Origin of the sequence: Moraxella sp. TY6 (genome assembly GCF_048551375.1) — a bacterium.
GTDB lineage: Bacteria > Pseudomonadota > Gammaproteobacteria > Pseudomonadales > Moraxellaceae > Faucicola.
In genome coordinates this window covers 53,185-70,357 of sequence record NZ_JBLYZJ010000010.1, presented here as the reverse complement: position 1 = coordinate 70,357, position 17,173 = coordinate 53,185, and the positions used below count along the sequence as shown (strand labels likewise).

13 protein-coding genes and 1 pseudogene are annotated in these 17,173 nt (G+C 42.8%); 8 read left to right on the top strand and 6 right to left on the bottom strand.

The genetic code is table 11. From position 1 onward, the window contains the following. The first annotated feature begins 188 nt into the window (after nt 1-188). On the top strand, nt 189-824 hold the full coding sequence (locus tag ACK1U4_RS08850; protein WP_419401165.1) for an RDD family protein: 636 nt from the start codon (nt 189-191) through the stop codon (nt 822-824). On the opposite strand, the gene ACK1U4_RS08845 is transcribed toward ACK1U4_RS08850, so the two are convergent. The 3 genes from ACK1U4_RS08845 to ACK1U4_RS08835 form a co-directional block, all read right to left on the bottom strand. After that, entirely contained in the window at nt 825-1,727 is a 903-nt protein-coding gene (locus ACK1U4_RS08845; protein WP_419401164.1) for a polyprenyl synthetase family protein, read from the bottom strand. A gap of 237 nt (nt 1,728-1,964) precedes the next feature. Beyond that, entirely contained in the window at nt 1,965-2,102 is a 138-nt protein-coding gene (locus tag ACK1U4_RS08840; RefSeq protein ID WP_419401163.1) for a hypothetical protein, read from the bottom strand. A 99-nt stretch (nt 2,103-2,201) separates the two neighbouring features. After that, nucleotides 2,202-4,028 carry an acyl-CoA dehydrogenase C-terminal domain-containing protein gene (locus tag ACK1U4_RS08835; protein WP_419401162.1) on the bottom strand — a complete coding sequence of 609 codons (1,827 nt, stop codon included), beginning with the start codon at nt 4,026-4,028 and terminating at the stop codon, nt 2,202-2,204. A 299-nt stretch (nt 4,029-4,327) separates the two neighbouring features. On the opposite strand from ACK1U4_RS08835, the gene ACK1U4_RS08830 reads away from it, so the two are divergent. The 3 genes from ACK1U4_RS08830 to ACK1U4_RS08820 all read left to right on the top strand — a co-directional run bounded on the left by ACK1U4_RS08830 (nt 4,328) and on the right by ACK1U4_RS08820 (nt 6,779). Beyond that, nucleotides 4,328-4,966, top strand: a complete 639-nt coding sequence (locus ACK1U4_RS08830; RefSeq protein WP_419401161.1) for a MarC family protein — start codon at nt 4,328-4,330, stop codon at nt 4,964-4,966. Between the two features lie 191 nt (nt 4,967-5,157). Beyond that, nucleotides 5,158-5,451 carry a hypothetical protein gene (locus tag ACK1U4_RS08825; RefSeq protein WP_419401160.1) on the top strand — a complete coding sequence of 98 codons (294 nt, stop codon included), beginning with the start codon at nt 5,158-5,160 and terminating at the stop codon, nt 5,449-5,451. 176 nt (nt 5,452-5,627) lie between these two features. Continuing rightward, complete coding sequence (locus ACK1U4_RS08820; protein ID WP_419401159.1) at nt 5,628-6,779, top strand: 5-(carboxyamino)imidazole ribonucleotide synthase; 1,152 nt, start codon at nt 5,628-5,630, stop codon at nt 6,777-6,779. A 1-nt stretch (nt 6,780) separates the two neighbouring features. On the opposite strand, the gene ACK1U4_RS08815 is transcribed toward ACK1U4_RS08820, so the two are convergent. Next, nucleotides 6,781-8,454, bottom strand: a complete 1,674-nt coding sequence (locus tag ACK1U4_RS08815) for a TPM domain-containing protein (protein WP_419401158.1) — start codon at nt 8,452-8,454, stop codon at nt 6,781-6,783. Nucleotides 8,455-8,559: 105 nt separating this feature from the next. Further along, a complete protein-coding gene (locus tag ACK1U4_RS08810) occupies nt 8,560-9,777 on the bottom strand; it encodes a toxic anion resistance protein (protein ID WP_419401157.1) in 1,218 nt (405 codons plus the stop codon). A gap of 235 nt (nt 9,778-10,012) precedes the next feature. On the opposite strand from ACK1U4_RS08810, the pseudogene ACK1U4_RS08805 reads away from it, so the two are divergent. Beyond that, a pseudogene (locus ACK1U4_RS08805) lies at nt 10,013-10,990 on the top strand (substrate-binding periplasmic protein). Between the two features lie 61 nt (nt 10,991-11,051). Here the strand turns inward: ACK1U4_RS08805 and efp are convergent. Further along, nucleotides 11,052-11,624, bottom strand: coding sequence for an elongation factor P (gene efp / locus ACK1U4_RS08800; RefSeq protein WP_419401156.1), 573 nt, complete (start codon nt 11,622-11,624; stop codon nt 11,052-11,054). Nucleotides 11,625-11,910: 286 nt separating this feature from the next. On the opposite strand from efp, the gene epmB reads away from it, so the two are divergent. The 3 genes from epmB to ACK1U4_RS08785 all read left to right on the top strand — a co-directional run bounded on the left by epmB (nt 11,911) and on the right by ACK1U4_RS08785 (nt 17,172). Next, complete coding sequence (gene epmB / locus ACK1U4_RS08795) at nt 11,911-12,900, top strand: EF-P beta-lysylation protein EpmB (protein ID WP_419401155.1); 990 nt, start codon at nt 11,911-11,913, stop codon at nt 12,898-12,900. Between the two features lie 152 nt (nt 12,901-13,052). Continuing rightward, nucleotides 13,053-14,810: a hypothetical protein gene (locus ACK1U4_RS08790; RefSeq protein WP_419401154.1), complete on the top strand. Its 1,758-nt coding sequence runs from the start codon at nt 13,053-13,055 to the stop codon at nt 14,808-14,810. 184 nt (nt 14,811-14,994) lie between these two features. Continuing rightward, nucleotides 14,995-17,172 (top strand): EAL domain-containing protein, encoded by a 2,178-nt coding sequence (locus tag ACK1U4_RS08785; protein ID WP_419401153.1) that lies wholly within the window; start codon nt 14,995-14,997, stop codon nt 17,170-17,172. The last annotated feature ends 1 nt before the right edge of the window (nt 17,173 follow it).

Here is a 17,173-nt window from a genome sequence, read left to right as displayed (position 1 = left end):
TTATACCAATCCTAATAAATAGCGTATTGTAGGTGAGAAGCACTGTTTCGCAAGGCATCAGCTCAATAGTAAAATTTCAAACAGGGCGTATGCAATACGCCCCTACGACTTTAAATGTTGGGTTTGGTGTTACTTAATCATCTAGCGTTTTTTATCCTTCACTCTTGCGACCAAAACTGTGCCTTAATATGAAAAATGTGAAAACTGCCAATACGCCACCTAATTTACCCCAGTCTGCCCAATCTGCTTTGCAACCTACCGAACAGCCTGTTATTGCCAAACCAATGGCTCGCTTGGTAGCGATGTTATATGATGGGATGTTGATTTTGGCGTTGTTGTTTTTTATTTCTATGTTGTTGATTGTGCTAGGGACAAAGTTATTTTTACCTGTGGGAACGACCGCCCAACAGTCGCAATTACTGCCTGCATGGTATCAAAATTTGGTGTTAACGCCTGCCTTTATATTGACGCTGATTGGATTTTATGGGGTATTTTGGCGAAAATCTGGACAGACATTGGGGATGCAGACATGGCGACTTAAAACCATGAACCGTGATGGCAGTCTGCTATCATGGGGACAGGCGGTAAAGCGAATTTTATCGGCATGTGTGTTGCCTGTGGTGTGTGGGCTAATCGGTTATGCGTTGCATGGACAGCGAGGGGCGGTGCTGTTTAGTATGTTTATGGGGCTGATGTTTAATTATTGGTTTGCGTGGGTCAATAAGCAAGGCGTATCGGTGCATGATTTGTTGTCAAACACCGTGACCATGAAAATGCCAAAAATCGAGCATGAAGGATTATTTGCAGGGTTTAGGAAGAAATAGTTATTTTTCCCTTGCCCACAACCAATCCGCCAAATCCACCAAATAGTTAGTGTCACCAAATTCAGCAATCACCGCATTTTTAGCGGTATCAAACAGGCTTTGGGCATAGGTTTTGGCTTGTTCAACGCCCAATAGCTTCACATAGGTAGATTTATCCAACTTCTCATCACTACCTGCAGGTTTGCCGAGTTGCTCGGTATCTGCGGTCACATCCAAAATATCATCTTGTACTTGAAATGCCAAGCCGATATTTGTGGCAAACACGGCTAACGCTTGTAATTGGGTTTCAGTAGCATTGGCACAGATACCACCCATCAGTACAGATGCTTCAATTAATGCCCCTGTTTTATCACGGTGGATGGCTTCAAGCTCACTTTGGTCTAGGGTTTGCTGTTCGCCATTGATGTCGAGCATTTGACCGATAACCATGCGTTTGGCACGAGGGGCAAATACCGTCAGTAAATTGGCACTTAAAGTTTTATCTGCTAAATATTCATCGGATAATGCCTCAAATGCTAAAGTTTGTAGCACATCACCAGCGAGTAGGGCGGCCGCTTCACCAAATTTGATATGGGTGGTCGGCTTACCACGGCGTAGGTCGTCATCGTCCATACAGGGCATGTCATCATGGATTAGCGAGTAGGCGTGTAGGCACTCAACAGTGAGCATGGCTTGACACACACTTTTGGGTAAAGAAGTGGGTAAGGTCTTAATATCGTGAGCCGTCAATGTGGCGTAGCTACTGGCGATAAGTAACGGGCGGACACGTTTGCCACCGTTGGTCATGGCGTACAGACAAGCACTGTGCAGTGGCTCAGGTAGCTTGTTGGCAGTGATAAAATCGCTGATATCGGCATGATGTTGGTCGATAATGGTGGTAGAAAATTGGCTGAAATTTGGCATATTTACATTTTAAGATTTAACGGTTGATAAAGGTGTGGTTAATGAGTTTATGTGCAGTTTTTAACATTTGCTTTTGTTGTTGGCTGTGGCTTTAGTCCAGCAAATATTTGATAAATTTCTATTGGGCTTTACGCAAAAGCGTTGTCTGTAGGTTGGGTGGAAGTATGACACCCAACATAAATCATTGATAGGGTTGGGTTTCACAGGCTCAACCCAACCTACAACACCATGTCAGTATTAGTTATTAGCTGAATCATCCTTTGAAAATACTTCCATTAATATCTTTATAACGAATGCTTCAGCGGTCATTCCTTGTTGTTCAGCTTTTTCTCGAATTTTAGCTTCTAATTCTGGTGGTAAATCAAGTACTAACATCATTTACACCTTTTTCATTCATTAAAATAAAAAACCGCCCCAATAGTGAGGCGGTTTGTGGGATGGCATCAGTTTAACCGATTTTACGTAAAAAACCAATTAATCTAAAAAGTTATAGCTATCCAAATCCAAGCCAGTCATGCTTTCGCTCGGAGCAAGCATACTTTCTGATAGCCCAGATGCACGAGGCAATAACTTCTCAAAATAAAACTCAGCGGTTTGGATTTTGGCTTTATAGAAAGCTTCGGTTTCCATACCGCCACCGTTGGCAAGTTTGTCATGGGCGATGGCAGCCATTCTCGCCCAGTGGTAGCCCATCATCACATAGCCTGAGTACATCAAGTAATCATCAGAGGCAGCCGAGATGATTTCACGGTCTTTGCGAGCAGTGAGCAGGATACGAGTGGTCAAGGTGTTCCATTCGGCACAGTATTTGGTCAGTTGCCATACGAATTTACGCATTTCTTTATCAAGGGCATATTCCGAACACCATTTCATAATGTTGGCAGTGTATTCAAGCACCACTTTACCACGAGATTGAGCCAGCACTTTACGCCCTAATAGGTCAAGGGCTTGTACACCAGTTGTACCTTCATACAAGGTTGAGATACGTGCATCACGAGCGATTTGCTCCATACCCCATTCTTTGATATAGCCGTGTCCGCCATACACTTGCATACCGTTTTTGGCACACTCCAGTCCCAATTCAGTCAAGAAGCCTTTCAGAATAGGGGTATAAAAGCCGAGCTTGTCATCCCATTTATGGAATTCTTTATCATCGCCTGCCATGGCAGCTTCGGTCATTTTGTCCGCATAGCGAGCGGCATGATAAATCATCGAACGACCACCCTCGCTAAAGGCTTTTTGGGTCATCAGCATACGAGCGACATCGGCATGATGAATGATGGCATCAGCGACTTGGGTTGGCTCTTTTGTGCCTGTCAATGTACGCATAGAACGGCGTTCTTTGGCATACGGTACACTGTTTTGGAAAGCTAACTCCATGTGAGCAAGACCTTGAATACCTGTACCTAGACGAGCGGTATTCATAAAGGTAAACATGGCTTTTAGCCCTTTATTAGGTTCGCCAATCAAGAAACCAGTCACCCCATCAAAGTTTAACACCGCTGTGGCAGAGGCTTTGATACCCATTTTGTGTTCGATTGAACCACAAGTCACAGGGTTGCGTTCACCGATTGAGCTGTCTGCATTGACCAAGAATTTTGGTACGATAAATAGCGAAATACCTTTTGTACCTTCTGGGGCATCAGGTAGGCGGGCAAGGACGATATGAATGATGTTTTCGGTCAAATCATGTTCGCCAGCTGAGATAAAGATTTTTGTACCGCTGATTTTATACGTGCCGTCTTCTTGTGGAATGGCTTTGGTTTTGACTTGTCCCAAATCCGTACCACATTGAGGCTCGGTCAAACACATCGTACCTGACCAAGTGGCTTCGACCAATTTTGGCATATATAGGGCTTTTTGCTCTGGCGTGCCGTACTGCATGATGGTGTTCATACAACCAATGGATAAACCGGGGTACATTTGGAACGCCCAGTTTGCGGTCGCCATCATTTCACTTTTGATAAGGTTGACCGAACTTGGCATACCCAAACCACCAAATTCCTCTGGGAATGGAATCGCTTGGTAGCCTGCTTCAACAAAGGTGTCATAGGCTTCTTTAAAGCCTTTTGGCGTGGTGACTTCGCCATTGTCAAAATGACAGCCTTCGGCATCGCCTGATTGATACAGAGGCATTAGCACGTTTGAGCAGTAGTCGGCAATGCTGTCTAGCATCATGTCCATGGTTTCTGGGTCGGCATTTTCGCCAGATTTGAGGGTTTTATAATGGTCAGCGTAATTGAACACTTCTTTGGTCAAAAAACGAATATCACGTAAGGGGGCTTTGTAAGATAAGGGCATGGTCAATTCCTTTTTAGAGATAGCGAGTGGCTAACAATAATGGTATGAATAATCTTTATCAGTATAAACAATCTATGGCAAAAAAGCTGTAATTGATAAAATTATTTCATAAAAAATTACATAAAATATAAATAAAATTTATGAAAATGTAAGGGGAAGCATAAACGCTATTGTTTAATGATTTATGCTAAAATAACAGCTTTCATAGCTTCTTATCAAAGCAACCATTCACTAAATTAACAATAAATAATAGTTTGTCAAAATGCTTTGACTCACAATCAACGACTGGAATACCTTTCATGGAATCCCAAATTTTTACCATATTTTTAGCATTGGTAGTATTGGTCAATCCTTTTGCCGCTTTGTCGCTGTTTTTGGATATCACCAAAGATGCCACTCGCTCACAGGCACGTAAAGTCGCCTTTATCTCTGCCATGACGGTGTTTATTACCGTGGCGGTGTTTACCGTGGCAGGCGAGCCAATTTTAAAACTACTAGGCATTTCATTGGGGTCATTTCGCATTGCTGGGGGGATTTTGGTGTTGCTGATTGCCATTGGCATGATGAATGGTGCTGGTAATGTCGCCAAACCCAGTGTCGGTAAATCCCAAGACTTAGATGGGGCAGTGTTTCAAGGGGCAGCCTCGGCGGTTGTACCACTGACCATTCCGATGGTGATTGGGCCGGGGGGGATTTCTACCGTCATTATTTATGCTGCCAGTGGGCATAGCTATGCCAATATGGTGGCATTGATTTTGGCTGGGTTTATTATCAGTATTATCACGTATCTTAGCTTTATGGCGGCAGGGCAAGTGAGTAAGTTTTTGGGTGAAACAGGGCTAAATGTCCTTAATCGTGTGATGGGGATGCTATTGGCGGCTGTGGCGGTAGAAATTTTTGTATCAGGGTTGCGAAGTTTATTTCCCCAATTGGCATGATAAAGTAGAGTCGTTTAATTTAGCAATAAGACAGAATTTGTAGGGGCGTATTGCATACGCCCAAAATGTCAAAGTATTATACCTAAGTTAATTCACGATAGTATCAGGGCGACCAAAGTTGTAATGCTGACTTGATTTTTTGTCAAAAAACACCCATTGTACCCTTTTATCCCAATCAACAAGGAACGGATATGCAGGAAACCAATACCAAAGTAAAAGCCATGCTAAAAGACGCTGTTAAAGATGCGGTGATGCTGGAATTTGTCGAGCAGGAAGATGGCAAAATGGTACTGCGTGCGTCTGATGAAAAAGACCAGCCTTGGGTGAGTATCGAGTTTTCGGATAAAGTCAAAGAGATGCTAGGCGGTGATACCCAGTTTATTGGTCAGCATATGATTCATGCTGCCATTCAGAGTTTTATGCAAAAACAAATGTCGCACTACCACGCCCATGTCCATGATGTCGAGCCAGAACATTTTAGTTAAATGACGCTATTTAGTAGGCAATTATTTGATTTAGCAATAAGACAGGTTTTGTAGGGGCGTATTGCATACGCCCAAGTTATCAAAGTATTATTTTTAATTTCACTGATGATAGTCACTCGCCTGATTAATTATTTTATTTTTTCTTTTAAAAAATTAGCCAATGTAAGAGTTCAACCATGCCCATCGCCACTGCCAATTTTTATAGTGTCAATCATTCTAACCATCCTATCAAAACCATCGGGATTCTTGGCGGTGGTCAGCTTGGCATGATGCTGGCTGAATCTGCCTTACCACTGGGTATTCGCTGTGTATTCTTAGAAGATGCCCCTAATCCACCTGCACGCCTACTGGGTAAAGTGTATAGCAGTGAGCAGTTTGGTGACTTTGCCGATGCCTGTGATGTGTTTACGTTAGAGTTTGAAAATACACCACTGCCTTCCGCAGAGTTTTTACAAAACCAAAAAACCCTCTACCCACCTGCCAAAGCCTTGCACATTGCTCAAGACCGCCTAAACGAAAAAAATCTATTTAATCAACTGGGTGTCAAAACCGTGCCTTTTTTGGCAGTGCATAGCAAAGTCGATATCGTCAAAGCCAGTGAGCAACTCGGCTTGCCGTTGGTACTCAAAACCAGCCGTGGCGGTTATGATGGTAAAGGGCAGTTTATGCTAAAAACTGCCGAGCAGATTGATGAAGCATGGGCGGAACTTGGCGAAGCGACCCAGCAAGCCCCATTGATTGCTGAGGGATTTATTAACTTTGAGCGAGAAGTGTCTATCATTGCCGTGCGTAGCCAAACTGGGGAAATCCGCTATTATCCATTGGTGCAAAACGAACACCATCACGGTATTTTGGCTCGCACCACCGCTCCAGCCCCTAATGTAGAGGCTTTAACCGCCCAAGCCCAAGACAATATCAAAAAACTCCTTGAGCATTTGGATTATGTTGGTGTATTAACGCTTGAGCTATTCGTGACAGCGGATGGTTTGCTTGCCAATGAAATCGCCCCTCGTGTGCATAACTCAGGGCATTGGTCGATTGAGGGGGCAGTGTGTAGCCAGTTTGAGAACCATATGCGTGCGGTGGCAGGCTTGCCGTTGGGCGATACGGCGATTGTCAAGCCGTCTGTGATGCTCAATGTCATCGGTCAATATCCGAATGTGGCGGATGTATTGGCGATTGATGGCGTGCATTATCATGGCTATGATAAAGAAGAGCGTGACGGTCGCAAAATCGCTCATATCACGGTGATGCCAACCGATAGCGATACGCTAGAAGCAACTGTGGCAAAAGTCGTGGCATTATTGCCAAATAAATTGGGTTTGTGATTTAATAATCACTCCCCGAACCACCACCGCCCGATGAACCACCATCGCTTGAGCTATAGCCAGAATCACTGTTTGAGCTACTCCAACTTGAGCCACTGCTAGAGCTTGAACTATCAGAACTACTTTCCCTCACAAGCATGGGAACGACGTATTCCACATTGTTTTGCAAGCCACACGCCAAGCATTCATAATTATCGACCCTTAAACCTTCACTTTCATAAGTGGCAGGTTGCAGGGTTTTCTTATCCACCAAGCAATAGGCTTTTTGCTGACAACTTGGGCAGACAAAATAATACGGCTTTTTGTTGTCCGAAGCATAACGTAAGGTGTGCTGATAATGGCATTTATCACACAGCCATATTTCAAATTCCGCAAAGCCCTGTGACACCTCATGCTGATGAAACTTGCTTAACATCGCAAACGACTTATCTTTGGGTAGCAAGTGCATGGTGTGGTCGCATTGGGGGCAGGGGCGAGGCTCTGTATGTAGGTTCTTTTGCTTGAACCAATACGGCAGTATGGCTAGCCCAAATAACGGCGATAAAATAGCACGAACAATCATACCAGCTGTGGAGTATTTGGGATTGGTCAATTCATAAAAATACGCCAGATCCGTGATTTGCTCATTAAAGTAACTTAAATGCGAAGTCGGACGGCGTAAAGTTAATAAACTGGCAAAAATGGTAAAACAGGCAACGACGACAAGCAAATAGGTCAAGCCAGTCATAAACCCTAAATCACTAAAAAACCAATAAAATAAAAACCCCAAGCCAAAAATACAAGGGAAAAGAAAGAAAAAAGCAGTTTCTATCCCTAAACTAGACTCGGAAACCACATTCCTAAACGATAACTGTTTAGACAGTTCTTGAAATTCGGCTAAATCAATGTCTTGCTCTTCAAAAGGCTGGTCAAACTGATAGCGTAACTCGGCACGGCGATAAAAGAATCCTGCACTAAAAATCCCAAAAAACAGCAAGCTAATGACAAAGTAGTTCGCCAAAATGCCAAATGGTTTACCAATAGATGTGGTTAATAATGAGTGACTTTGAGTATTATAATTTTGGGCATTACCATTTTGAGGATTGCTATTAACATTGGCTTGTTGCTCTTCAATCAACTTTTCGCCAATCGCTGTGACCCCTTGCTCAAAGCCTGTTGCAAAATCGCCTTGCTTAAAGGCAGGGACGATAACATCGGTTTGAATCCGCTTTAAGGTCACATCGGGCAACGCCCCCTCAAGCCCATAGCCAGTTTCCATCTCAAGCCGTCTGACATCTGCGACATCAAGGATTAACAGCCCATTGTCTTTGTCTTTATTGCCAATTTGCCAAGCTTCAAACAGCTTGGTGGCGTATTGTTTTGGCGTGAGGTCAGTATCACTAATCGAGGGTAGGGTGACGACCACAATATAATCGCCAGTTTGGTTATGCAAATCGGTAATTTGCTGAATGAGCTTGGCTTCTTCGCTGTCATTGAGCAGGTTGGCTTCGTCAATCACAGGCTTGTGGTCGGGTCTAGGCACTTGCTCAATCGGAATGGCGTGGCTAGTGATTGGTAAGAGTAGGGCAAGGATAAGCAACAACAGCGGAAGAGTAGTCATGTCTAGCAACCCAAATTTTATACGACCATCAGTCATCAATTTAGTAGTCAAAAATTGGGTTGCTAATAGTCGCATGGCATACCTTATTGAACCGTTCCGATAATCTAGGTAGGGTGATGTTGCCTAATATTGGGTGTGCTAGTCAATATGGTATGAAAAAAATATGACAATCATATGACATTAAATTTTCACCTCACCCAACTTTTTATTCGCAATTTGTAAGTTTTGAGCCACTTCATTTGCCGTGGTGCGGTTGGCTTTGTCCAGATACAGTTGGGCTTTATCCACTTCTTGAGTGAGTACATTGACCGTCTGCTTCATATTATCCAACGCCTTGACTTTAAAGGTATCAATGGCATCCATGGTTTCGTAAATATTGGCAAAGGCTTTTTGCAATTTTTCGATTTCCACACCACTGGTGCTGGCTTGCTCATGCACGTCAATGGTTTGGCGTTTTAGCATGGCAGATGTTGATTCTATTAAGCTACTGGTGGTGCTGTTCAAGGCATTGATTTGGTCGAGTACCAGTTTTTGATTGCTCAAAGCTTGTGACACCATCACGGCTGTGCGTAACGCAGACACCGTAGTGGTGGTAGCACGGTCAACGCCTTTAATCAACTCAAGGTTGTTTTTGCGAATCATATCAAGGGCAAGGTAGCCTTGGATATTGACCGCCAGTTGGGTCAAAAAGTCCATGTTTTTTTGACGGACATAAAACAGCATTTCTTCTTTGACAATACGGGCTTTTTCGGGGTCGGTGGCTTCGAGTTCCGCTACTTTTTGTTCCAAATTTTCATCAATTTTTTTACCCACATAAATATACTGGCGAAGCGACTGCATCAACGTCCACATATTGACTTTTTCTTGCTCAATCACAGCATTGTCTTTGATAAGTTCGTCTTTGCCGTTGTAGAGGCTTTCGATGATTTTGTTGATGTGGGTTTGGGAACTTTCATATTGGCGAAAATAATCTTGCACCTTATTGCCGACTGGGAAAATCCCCAAAAACTTACGTGGGCTAGATAGCGTGCCTTGCTTACTGGGGTCGAGGTTTTCGACAATGCCACGCAGTTCAGTCAAGGATTTGGCAAGCGGTGAGTTGTCAAACAGGGCTTTATCCATGCTTTTGGCAGGGCGGTCGAGCATGCGGTTGCTGACTTGGGCAGACTCACGGATTTCGGCACTACCAAGTTGATGGATGGCGTTGACTTTGTCATCGAAGGCAGGCGTGTTGACAGGGTTGTCTAGCACGTTCATCACGAATTCGCTGACTTTAGCATCCAACTCTGGCACTTTGGTTTGGTCGAGTTTGACCATTTGGTCGGCTTCGTCTTGTGGCACGACGGCGACTGGGGCTGGGGCTTCGAGGACGATGGCAGGGGCGGTTAGTTCTTGCATGATTGTTCCTTGTGGATATCAATGTTAATATCAATGCGATTAATTTATTAAGCCTATCATAGCGTAACTGGGGGTGAGGGTATTTGGGTAGTTTGTTAAAAGTGGGGTGATTTTTAACAAAAAACCTGTTAATCCCTAAACTTAGACAATTTGTCTTATTTTTGCAGTTTTGTGGATATCCCGTGGTATACTTTTACTACAATTAAAAAAAGCAGAATAGTATGATGCCTTAATCATGGCATCCAATGATTACGCCCAACATAAGAGGATGATAATAAAAATGCGTACCTTTAAGAATTCACAACATCAACAATCATCAAAACAAATTTATCTTGGATTAGTGGGTATGCTAATGAGTGGTATATTATTGACAGGCTGTCAGAAGCCTGCCAACGATACCAACGCAAACACCACCGCATCAGCGACACCTACGACAGCGACCACAGCCACCCCTACCAAGGTGGATACCAATTTACCCACCTACAATGTGTTGATTGATGCAACTTATCCGCCATTTGAGATGAAAAACCCAGATGGCACAGTGGGCGGTATGGAAGTCGAACTATTCAATGCCATTGCCAAAGACCAAGGTTTTAATGCTAATTACATTCCCCATGCGTGGGACGGTATTTTTGACTCGCTTAATGCCAAACAAGGTGACATGGTGGTCAGTGCAGTGGGCGTGACTGAATAGTCTAAAAATAATGCGTTATTGAGTAATCCTTATTATTTTAGCCCTTACCGTGCAGTCGCACTTGATTCTAGTAAGCTTGAAAATTGGGAAAAGTCGGCTAAAATTGCGGTGGCTGAGAGTGAGGATGGGGCAACCGATTTACCAGAGAAATTTGGCATCAAACCAGAACAAATGGTGAAGTATAAAACCGTGTTCCTTGCCTTATCTGCGGTGGCAAAAGGCGAGGTGGATGTGGCGGTGAATGATGCCACGGTTAGTCAATTTGTGCTAGGCGGTGACGCATTTCAAGCCATGAAAGATAAATTTGTTGCCAAAAATCTCAAAGCAGGTGAAGGGTCAAAACTGGTATTTGCGGTACAAAAAGGCAATGATGAGTTGGTCAAAAAAGTCAATATAGGGCTTGCTAATATCCAAAAGTCTGGTGAGTTTGACCAAATTATCAAAAAATATCATCAAAACCCTGAATTGATTAAGCAAGAGTTAAACAGCGTAGCAACCTCTGCCACTACAGCGAATTAATTTTAATCCAAGCAAAAAAAGCCCAACATCAAATGTTGGGCTTTTTATCGCTATCAATCAGTTATTGTACACGAGATAGGTATTCACCAGTACGGGTATCAACTTTGATTTTTTCGCCTTGTTGGACGAATAAAGGTACACGTACTACCGCACCTGTTTCTAGTGTCGCCGGTTTACCGCCACCACCAGAAGTATCACCTTTTAGACCTGGGTCAGTTTCGGTGATTTCTAATTCCACAAAGTTTGGGGCAGTCACGCTTAATGGCACGCCATTAAACAAGGTGATGGTACATTCTTCGTTGCTGTTTTCTTTGAGCCATTTTGGGGCATCGCCCATGGCGTTTTTGTCGGCTTGAAGCTGTTCAAAGCTTTCTGGGTGCATAAAGTGCCAAAACTCACCATCATTGTAGAGGTAGTTCATTTCGACATCGACTACGTCCGCACCTTCAAGGCTATCGCCAGATTTAAAGGTGTTTTCTAGCACTTTGCCAGTTTTAAGGTTACGCATTTTAACACGGTTAAAGGCTTGTCCTTTACCGGGTTTTACATATTCGTTTTCTAAAATAGCAAAAGGGTTGCCTTCGTGCATGACCTTTAAGCCAGCTTTAAATTCATTGGTAGAATAACTTGCCATGAGAGTTCCTAAATGACTAACAGAAGTTTCGCAAAAGTCTACAAGGATGGTGTTGCATAAATTAGCGAGTAACTTCCGTGACTAAAAAAATTTACGGTAATAAATCAAATCTTTGTATAGTTAATCCGAAATTAAAATGAACACCGCTCGCCCTGAGCCTGTCGAAGGGTAGCGGTCGTTATGGTTCGACAAGCTCACCACGAACGACCTTGTTCACTATAATTCAGTTTTTACTATATAATAGCCAATTTCCCAATTGTTTGGGTGATAACTGGATAAACCCTATATGATAAACTATTTGGCGACACAAAAAAACTGGCAAAATGCGTTTTCTGATATCATTACTGATTTTGGTGAGCTTGCCGAATTACTTGCGCTCAATCCGCAGGATTTTGACCAACAATATGGCAGTTTTCCACTCAAAGTACCTCGTGGCTTTGTGCAGAAAATGCAAAAGGGGGATATCAATGACCCTTTATTACGCCAAGTGTTGCCTACCTTCGCCGAAACGGTGCAGGTCACAGGCTTTGTCACTGACCCACTTGAAGAAAATACCAGTAATCCTGTGAAAGGCGTGATTCACAAGTACGCTTCTCGGGTGCTGTTGCCTGTGACAGGGGCGTGTATGGTGCATTGTCGCTATTGTTTTCGCCAGCATTTTGATTACCATGAAAATTTGCCCAGTGGCGAGGATTGGCAAACTATTCGTGATTATATTCAAGCCGATAGTCGGATTAACGAGGTGATTTTGAGCGGTGGCGACCCTTTATCGCTAAGTGATAGACGTTTATCTGATATTTTTGCTAAAATTGAAGCCATACCACAGATTCAAACCATTCGTCTGCATACCCGTGTACCTGTGGTGATTGCTGAACGTTTGGACACGATTTTATTGGAGCGTTTGCAAGCCAGTCGGTGTAAAATAGTGATGGTGATTCATGTCAATCACCCCAATGAAATTGATGAGGCGACAGCATTTTATCTCAATCGAGCAAGGTTGGCAGGGATTACCATGCTTAATCAAACCGTGCTACTCAAAGGCATTAATGATGATGCAGATATTTTGGCAAAGTTAAGTGACCGATTGTGGCAGGCAGGCGTGTTGCCGTATTATTTGCACGTGTTGGATAAAGTGGCAGGGGCAAGCCATTTTTTGCTTGAGGATGAGCAAGCGGTGGCAATCCATCGCCAGTTACTTGCTAAATGTGCAGGCTATCTTGTGCCAAAATTGGTGCGTGAGATGCCTCAAGTGGCGTATAAAATGCCGATTCAGTGAAATAATAGCAAACCAATATGTTTTGATTCACAAGTTTTTGCTAAAAATGGGTTGGTAATGTCATTGAATTCATGGTATTTTATTATTTGACCAACTTATTTTTACTATGATGTGTTTTTACTATAATTAACAAGCTATTGGCAGGCAAGACGATGATTATTCGGGATACTGATTTACACGCTTTTTTGACAAGCCACGAAAGAAATGCGGTGCGTCCCCTTGAGTTGCAATTTATTGGCAATCAAGGTGAGGGATTGTTGCAATGGCAGGTGCATTTCAATCAGCTTTCTGTCACGGAAATGTATAATGAATATAAAATCGTGATTAATCAGTTGATGGTTGCGGAGATGGCTGAAGCCAAACGCTTGCAATTGATGAATCAAGTCAATAAAGTCGCCGTACGCTTGATGGGGCAGTTACGCCTAGAATATCAAAACCAGTTGGGTTTTTTGAATGAACGCCAACAGCAAACGTTGGATAGTGTGCTGTCGATTTATTATTTAGGGGTGATGTTTTATCATAGTGTGTGGCAACGTATCGCCGAGCAACCCCAAGCCGAGGCCAAAGGCTTTTTGGGAGGCTTGTTTGGGACAAAGTCTGATTCTAATGATGGGCTGATTGAGCAGTGTATTTATGGGATGGTGAATTGTTTACGCTTGGCGTTATTAGAAAAGCATGTGGGTTATCGCCGTGATACGCATATATTATGGAGTTATTTACACCAGTGTTATCGGTTGGTGTTGCTCAATCAGTGGCAACATTTTAGCGTTGCGTTAGTGAGTTTTGAAAAGTCCAATAGTGTATTGACGCAGTCACCATTACAATTGGGGCAGTTGTATCGGCATTGTATTTTGAATGAATTACTCAATCCTTATGCTTGTCGCCGTCCTGATTTGTTAGCACTGCAAGCTTTGAGCGAGCATTGGGTAGATGATATTCGTGTCGAAGCCGATAACTATAGTGAACCGTATATTTTTGTGGATTTGCAAGGCAATCAACCACCACAAATCATGCACACAGGGCTAGATATCAATCCATTTGCCAAACATAGCGAATGTCTATTTATTAGCTTAGATAAACTGGATCAAAAATTAAATAATATCATTGCCAAACGTGAACAAAGCGATGATATGGAAGTGATTTTGAATGCCCGCCATGCCAAGCTGATGTATGATAATTTGGTCAATGCGTTAAATCCACCCATTCAATATAAACCTGTCGATGAGCCGTATCAAGTGGTGGTTGGCTTTAAGCAGATTCATTATATGGTCGCCAATCGTACCAGTCTTGGCAATTTAATCCATGCCCATGAATTACCAGAACGCTACCGTCCTAGCCACCAAAACATTGAGAAACTCAATAAATCCAAAGCCGTTAGCTTAGTCGGACAGCAAGACAACCATTATCATTTTACCCATGATTATCATTATGAAAGTGATGAACTTAGTCAACATATTAGTCAGTCACGCACCGCACAATACACAGCGATTGGTCAGTTGCAAGTCAAATCACTGATTGCTCTTCGGCATACCAATGACCCACAAAAAACATGGTATTTAGGTTATGTACAGTCTGTCTGTCAATCACTACAACGTAGCCCTTCAGACGAGCGTTCGGTGAAGGTCAGTATTGATACATGGGTAGACATCTTTGCCAGTAATATGGTTGCCTGTGGCATTCGTATCCAAAAACATGGCAATCGTCAGCCAAACTTTATGCCAGCCTTGGTTATCCCACAAAATGTAAGCTTAAACCGCCAAAAAACTACCATCATCATGGCTCGTTATGGTTATAATCTTGAAGATAAGTTAATTTTACGTATTGATAATAAAGAAGTCATTATTCGACTGACTAAATTAGTCAGCCACACAGATGATATCGAAGAATATATGTTTGTAAGGGTGCAATAACATCTTACAGCGGATTATCTCAAGTTACCATTTGTGTGATGTAAGTTATAATATTAGCAAAAAACTTACACAGTTAATGGTAGGTGTTTGTTAAAATGAGAGGGGGGAGCGTAGCATCCTAACAATATTACCTCTGTCAAAAATATTACGATTGTAACAATTAAAAAGATTGGATAATTATTTTATGAAATCACCCAACCAGCTGAATTTATTGATTATTGATGATAATCAACTATATGCTGAACAACTGATTGATTTATTACAGACCAGTTATTATAAAAAAGTAAATCTGGGATTTTTGGATGCCAAGGATGAGCTTCTAAAATTACTGCGTCAGTCATGGGATGTACTGATTATGGGTAAGGCGTATGATTTGTCCCTAGCAGAAGTTGTGCAAATTCTTAAAGAACAACAAATCGACTTGCCTGTGATTGGTATTTTACCAGAGGCTGGCATCGACACCCATGCCCTTACTGCCAAAGAGCAAGCACAACTTGCGTTTATTAAAGAAGACGACCTGACCAACCCTGCTCAAGTTTTATTTGAATATTGGGGGGCAGTGGACGTGTTACCCAAAACCAAACTCATGGCAATGGCAATGCGAGTATATCGTGAACATTATCAACTTCAGACCCGTGAGGAGCTGGCAAGCCTTAAAAACGTACTCAATGATGCCGAACAACGTGCCAATATTCTCATCAAAAACTCCAAAAGTGCCGTTGCCTATATTGAAGATGGTTTGCATATCTATGCCAATGACCCCTACCTTGAAATGTTTGGCTTTAAGAGTCTTGAGGACTTGATGGGCGTGCCAGTGGTGGATTTGATTGCCAGTAACAACATCAAAGACTTTAAACATTTCCTTAAAGATTTTGAAAAGGGCAATCGTAATAACGTAGAATTTAAATTTGAAAGTGTGCGAACTGATAGCTCGACCTTTGCTGCCAAACTGCAACTTGCCGCCGCCACCTATGAAGGTGAACCTTGTCAGCAAGTTATCATTCAGCCCAATGAGCAAGGCAATAGTGCCGAACTTGCCAAAAAAATTGCCATTATGGAGCGTATTGACCCACTTACAGGTATGTATAATCGCCGTGGCTATGAGCAAGTGCTAAATGCCATCCGTGATACCGCTGTTCAGCAGTCTTTAACTGTGGGCTTGCTAGCCATTCGTATTGATAATATGGGTAAAATTAGCTCCAGTGTGGGTATTCAAGGGGTGGATACCACCGTTATTGCCATTGCCAATCTACTAAAACAAAAAATTATTGCCATACTCGGTGAAGATAGCGTTAAAAAAGGCTATATCAGTCGCTTTAGCGATAGCCACTTTATGCTATTTATGCCCAACGCCATACAAGAGCAGGTGGAAGCGTGGGCAAAACAACTATTAGAAGAAGTTGAAAATAGCCTCATCGAGGTTGGACATCGTACCATTAAAGTGACGGTGACGATTGGTGCGACTATGATTAACTCTAGCTCGCCAGATAGTGATACTTTGACCAATCGAGTCACACAAGCGGTAAATATCGCTGTCAAAAATAACAATAACGAAGGCAATGCGTTTTATTTATATGACCCATCCGCCTTTGCCAGCAGTGATGATGCTTCACTACTCGAAGCATTGCGTACCACTTTAGAGCAGGGTAAATTCAACCTTATGTATCAGCCCATCTATGATGTGGAAAAAGATACCAGTAATATGTTTGAGGTGTTTTTACGCTTACCATTGGCAGATGGCACACTGATGCCCCCTGATAAGTTTTTGGCAGTGGCAGAGCAACATGGACTGATGGACAAAATTGACCGTTGGGTGTTGATTCGAGCGTGTAAAGACTTAAAGCAGTACCGCAGTCAGGTAGACCCAACGGCTCGAATTTTGGTACACCTTAGCCCCAGTTCATTAGTGGATGAAACCTTGCCTGCCTTTATCTCTCAATTATCCAAAGCAGTGGGTGGGCAAGACCGAGAAGTGATTGGGGTGCAGTTTAGCGAAGCCATGTTTAATGATTATTTGGCGGTTGGTGCGAAACAAACCGATGACCTCAAACAGGTGGGGTGCCAAGTGGGGATTTATAACTTCGGTTCGGCACTCAATGGCATCGAGTTGTTGGACTTTGTCAAACCTAATCTTGTGCGTCTTGACCGCAGTTATGTCAAAGATTTGGGTAATAGCGAAAATGTGGAAACCATTTCATCATTGGTCACACAGGTCAATGAACGTCATGTGAATTGCTTAATGGCATTTATTGAAGACCCAGCTGCCATGTCGGCGGCTTGGACGATTGGGGCAAGATATTTGCAAGGTAACTATTTACAAGCCCCTAGCGAAACCATGCACATTGAAACAGAGTCAGCCTAAT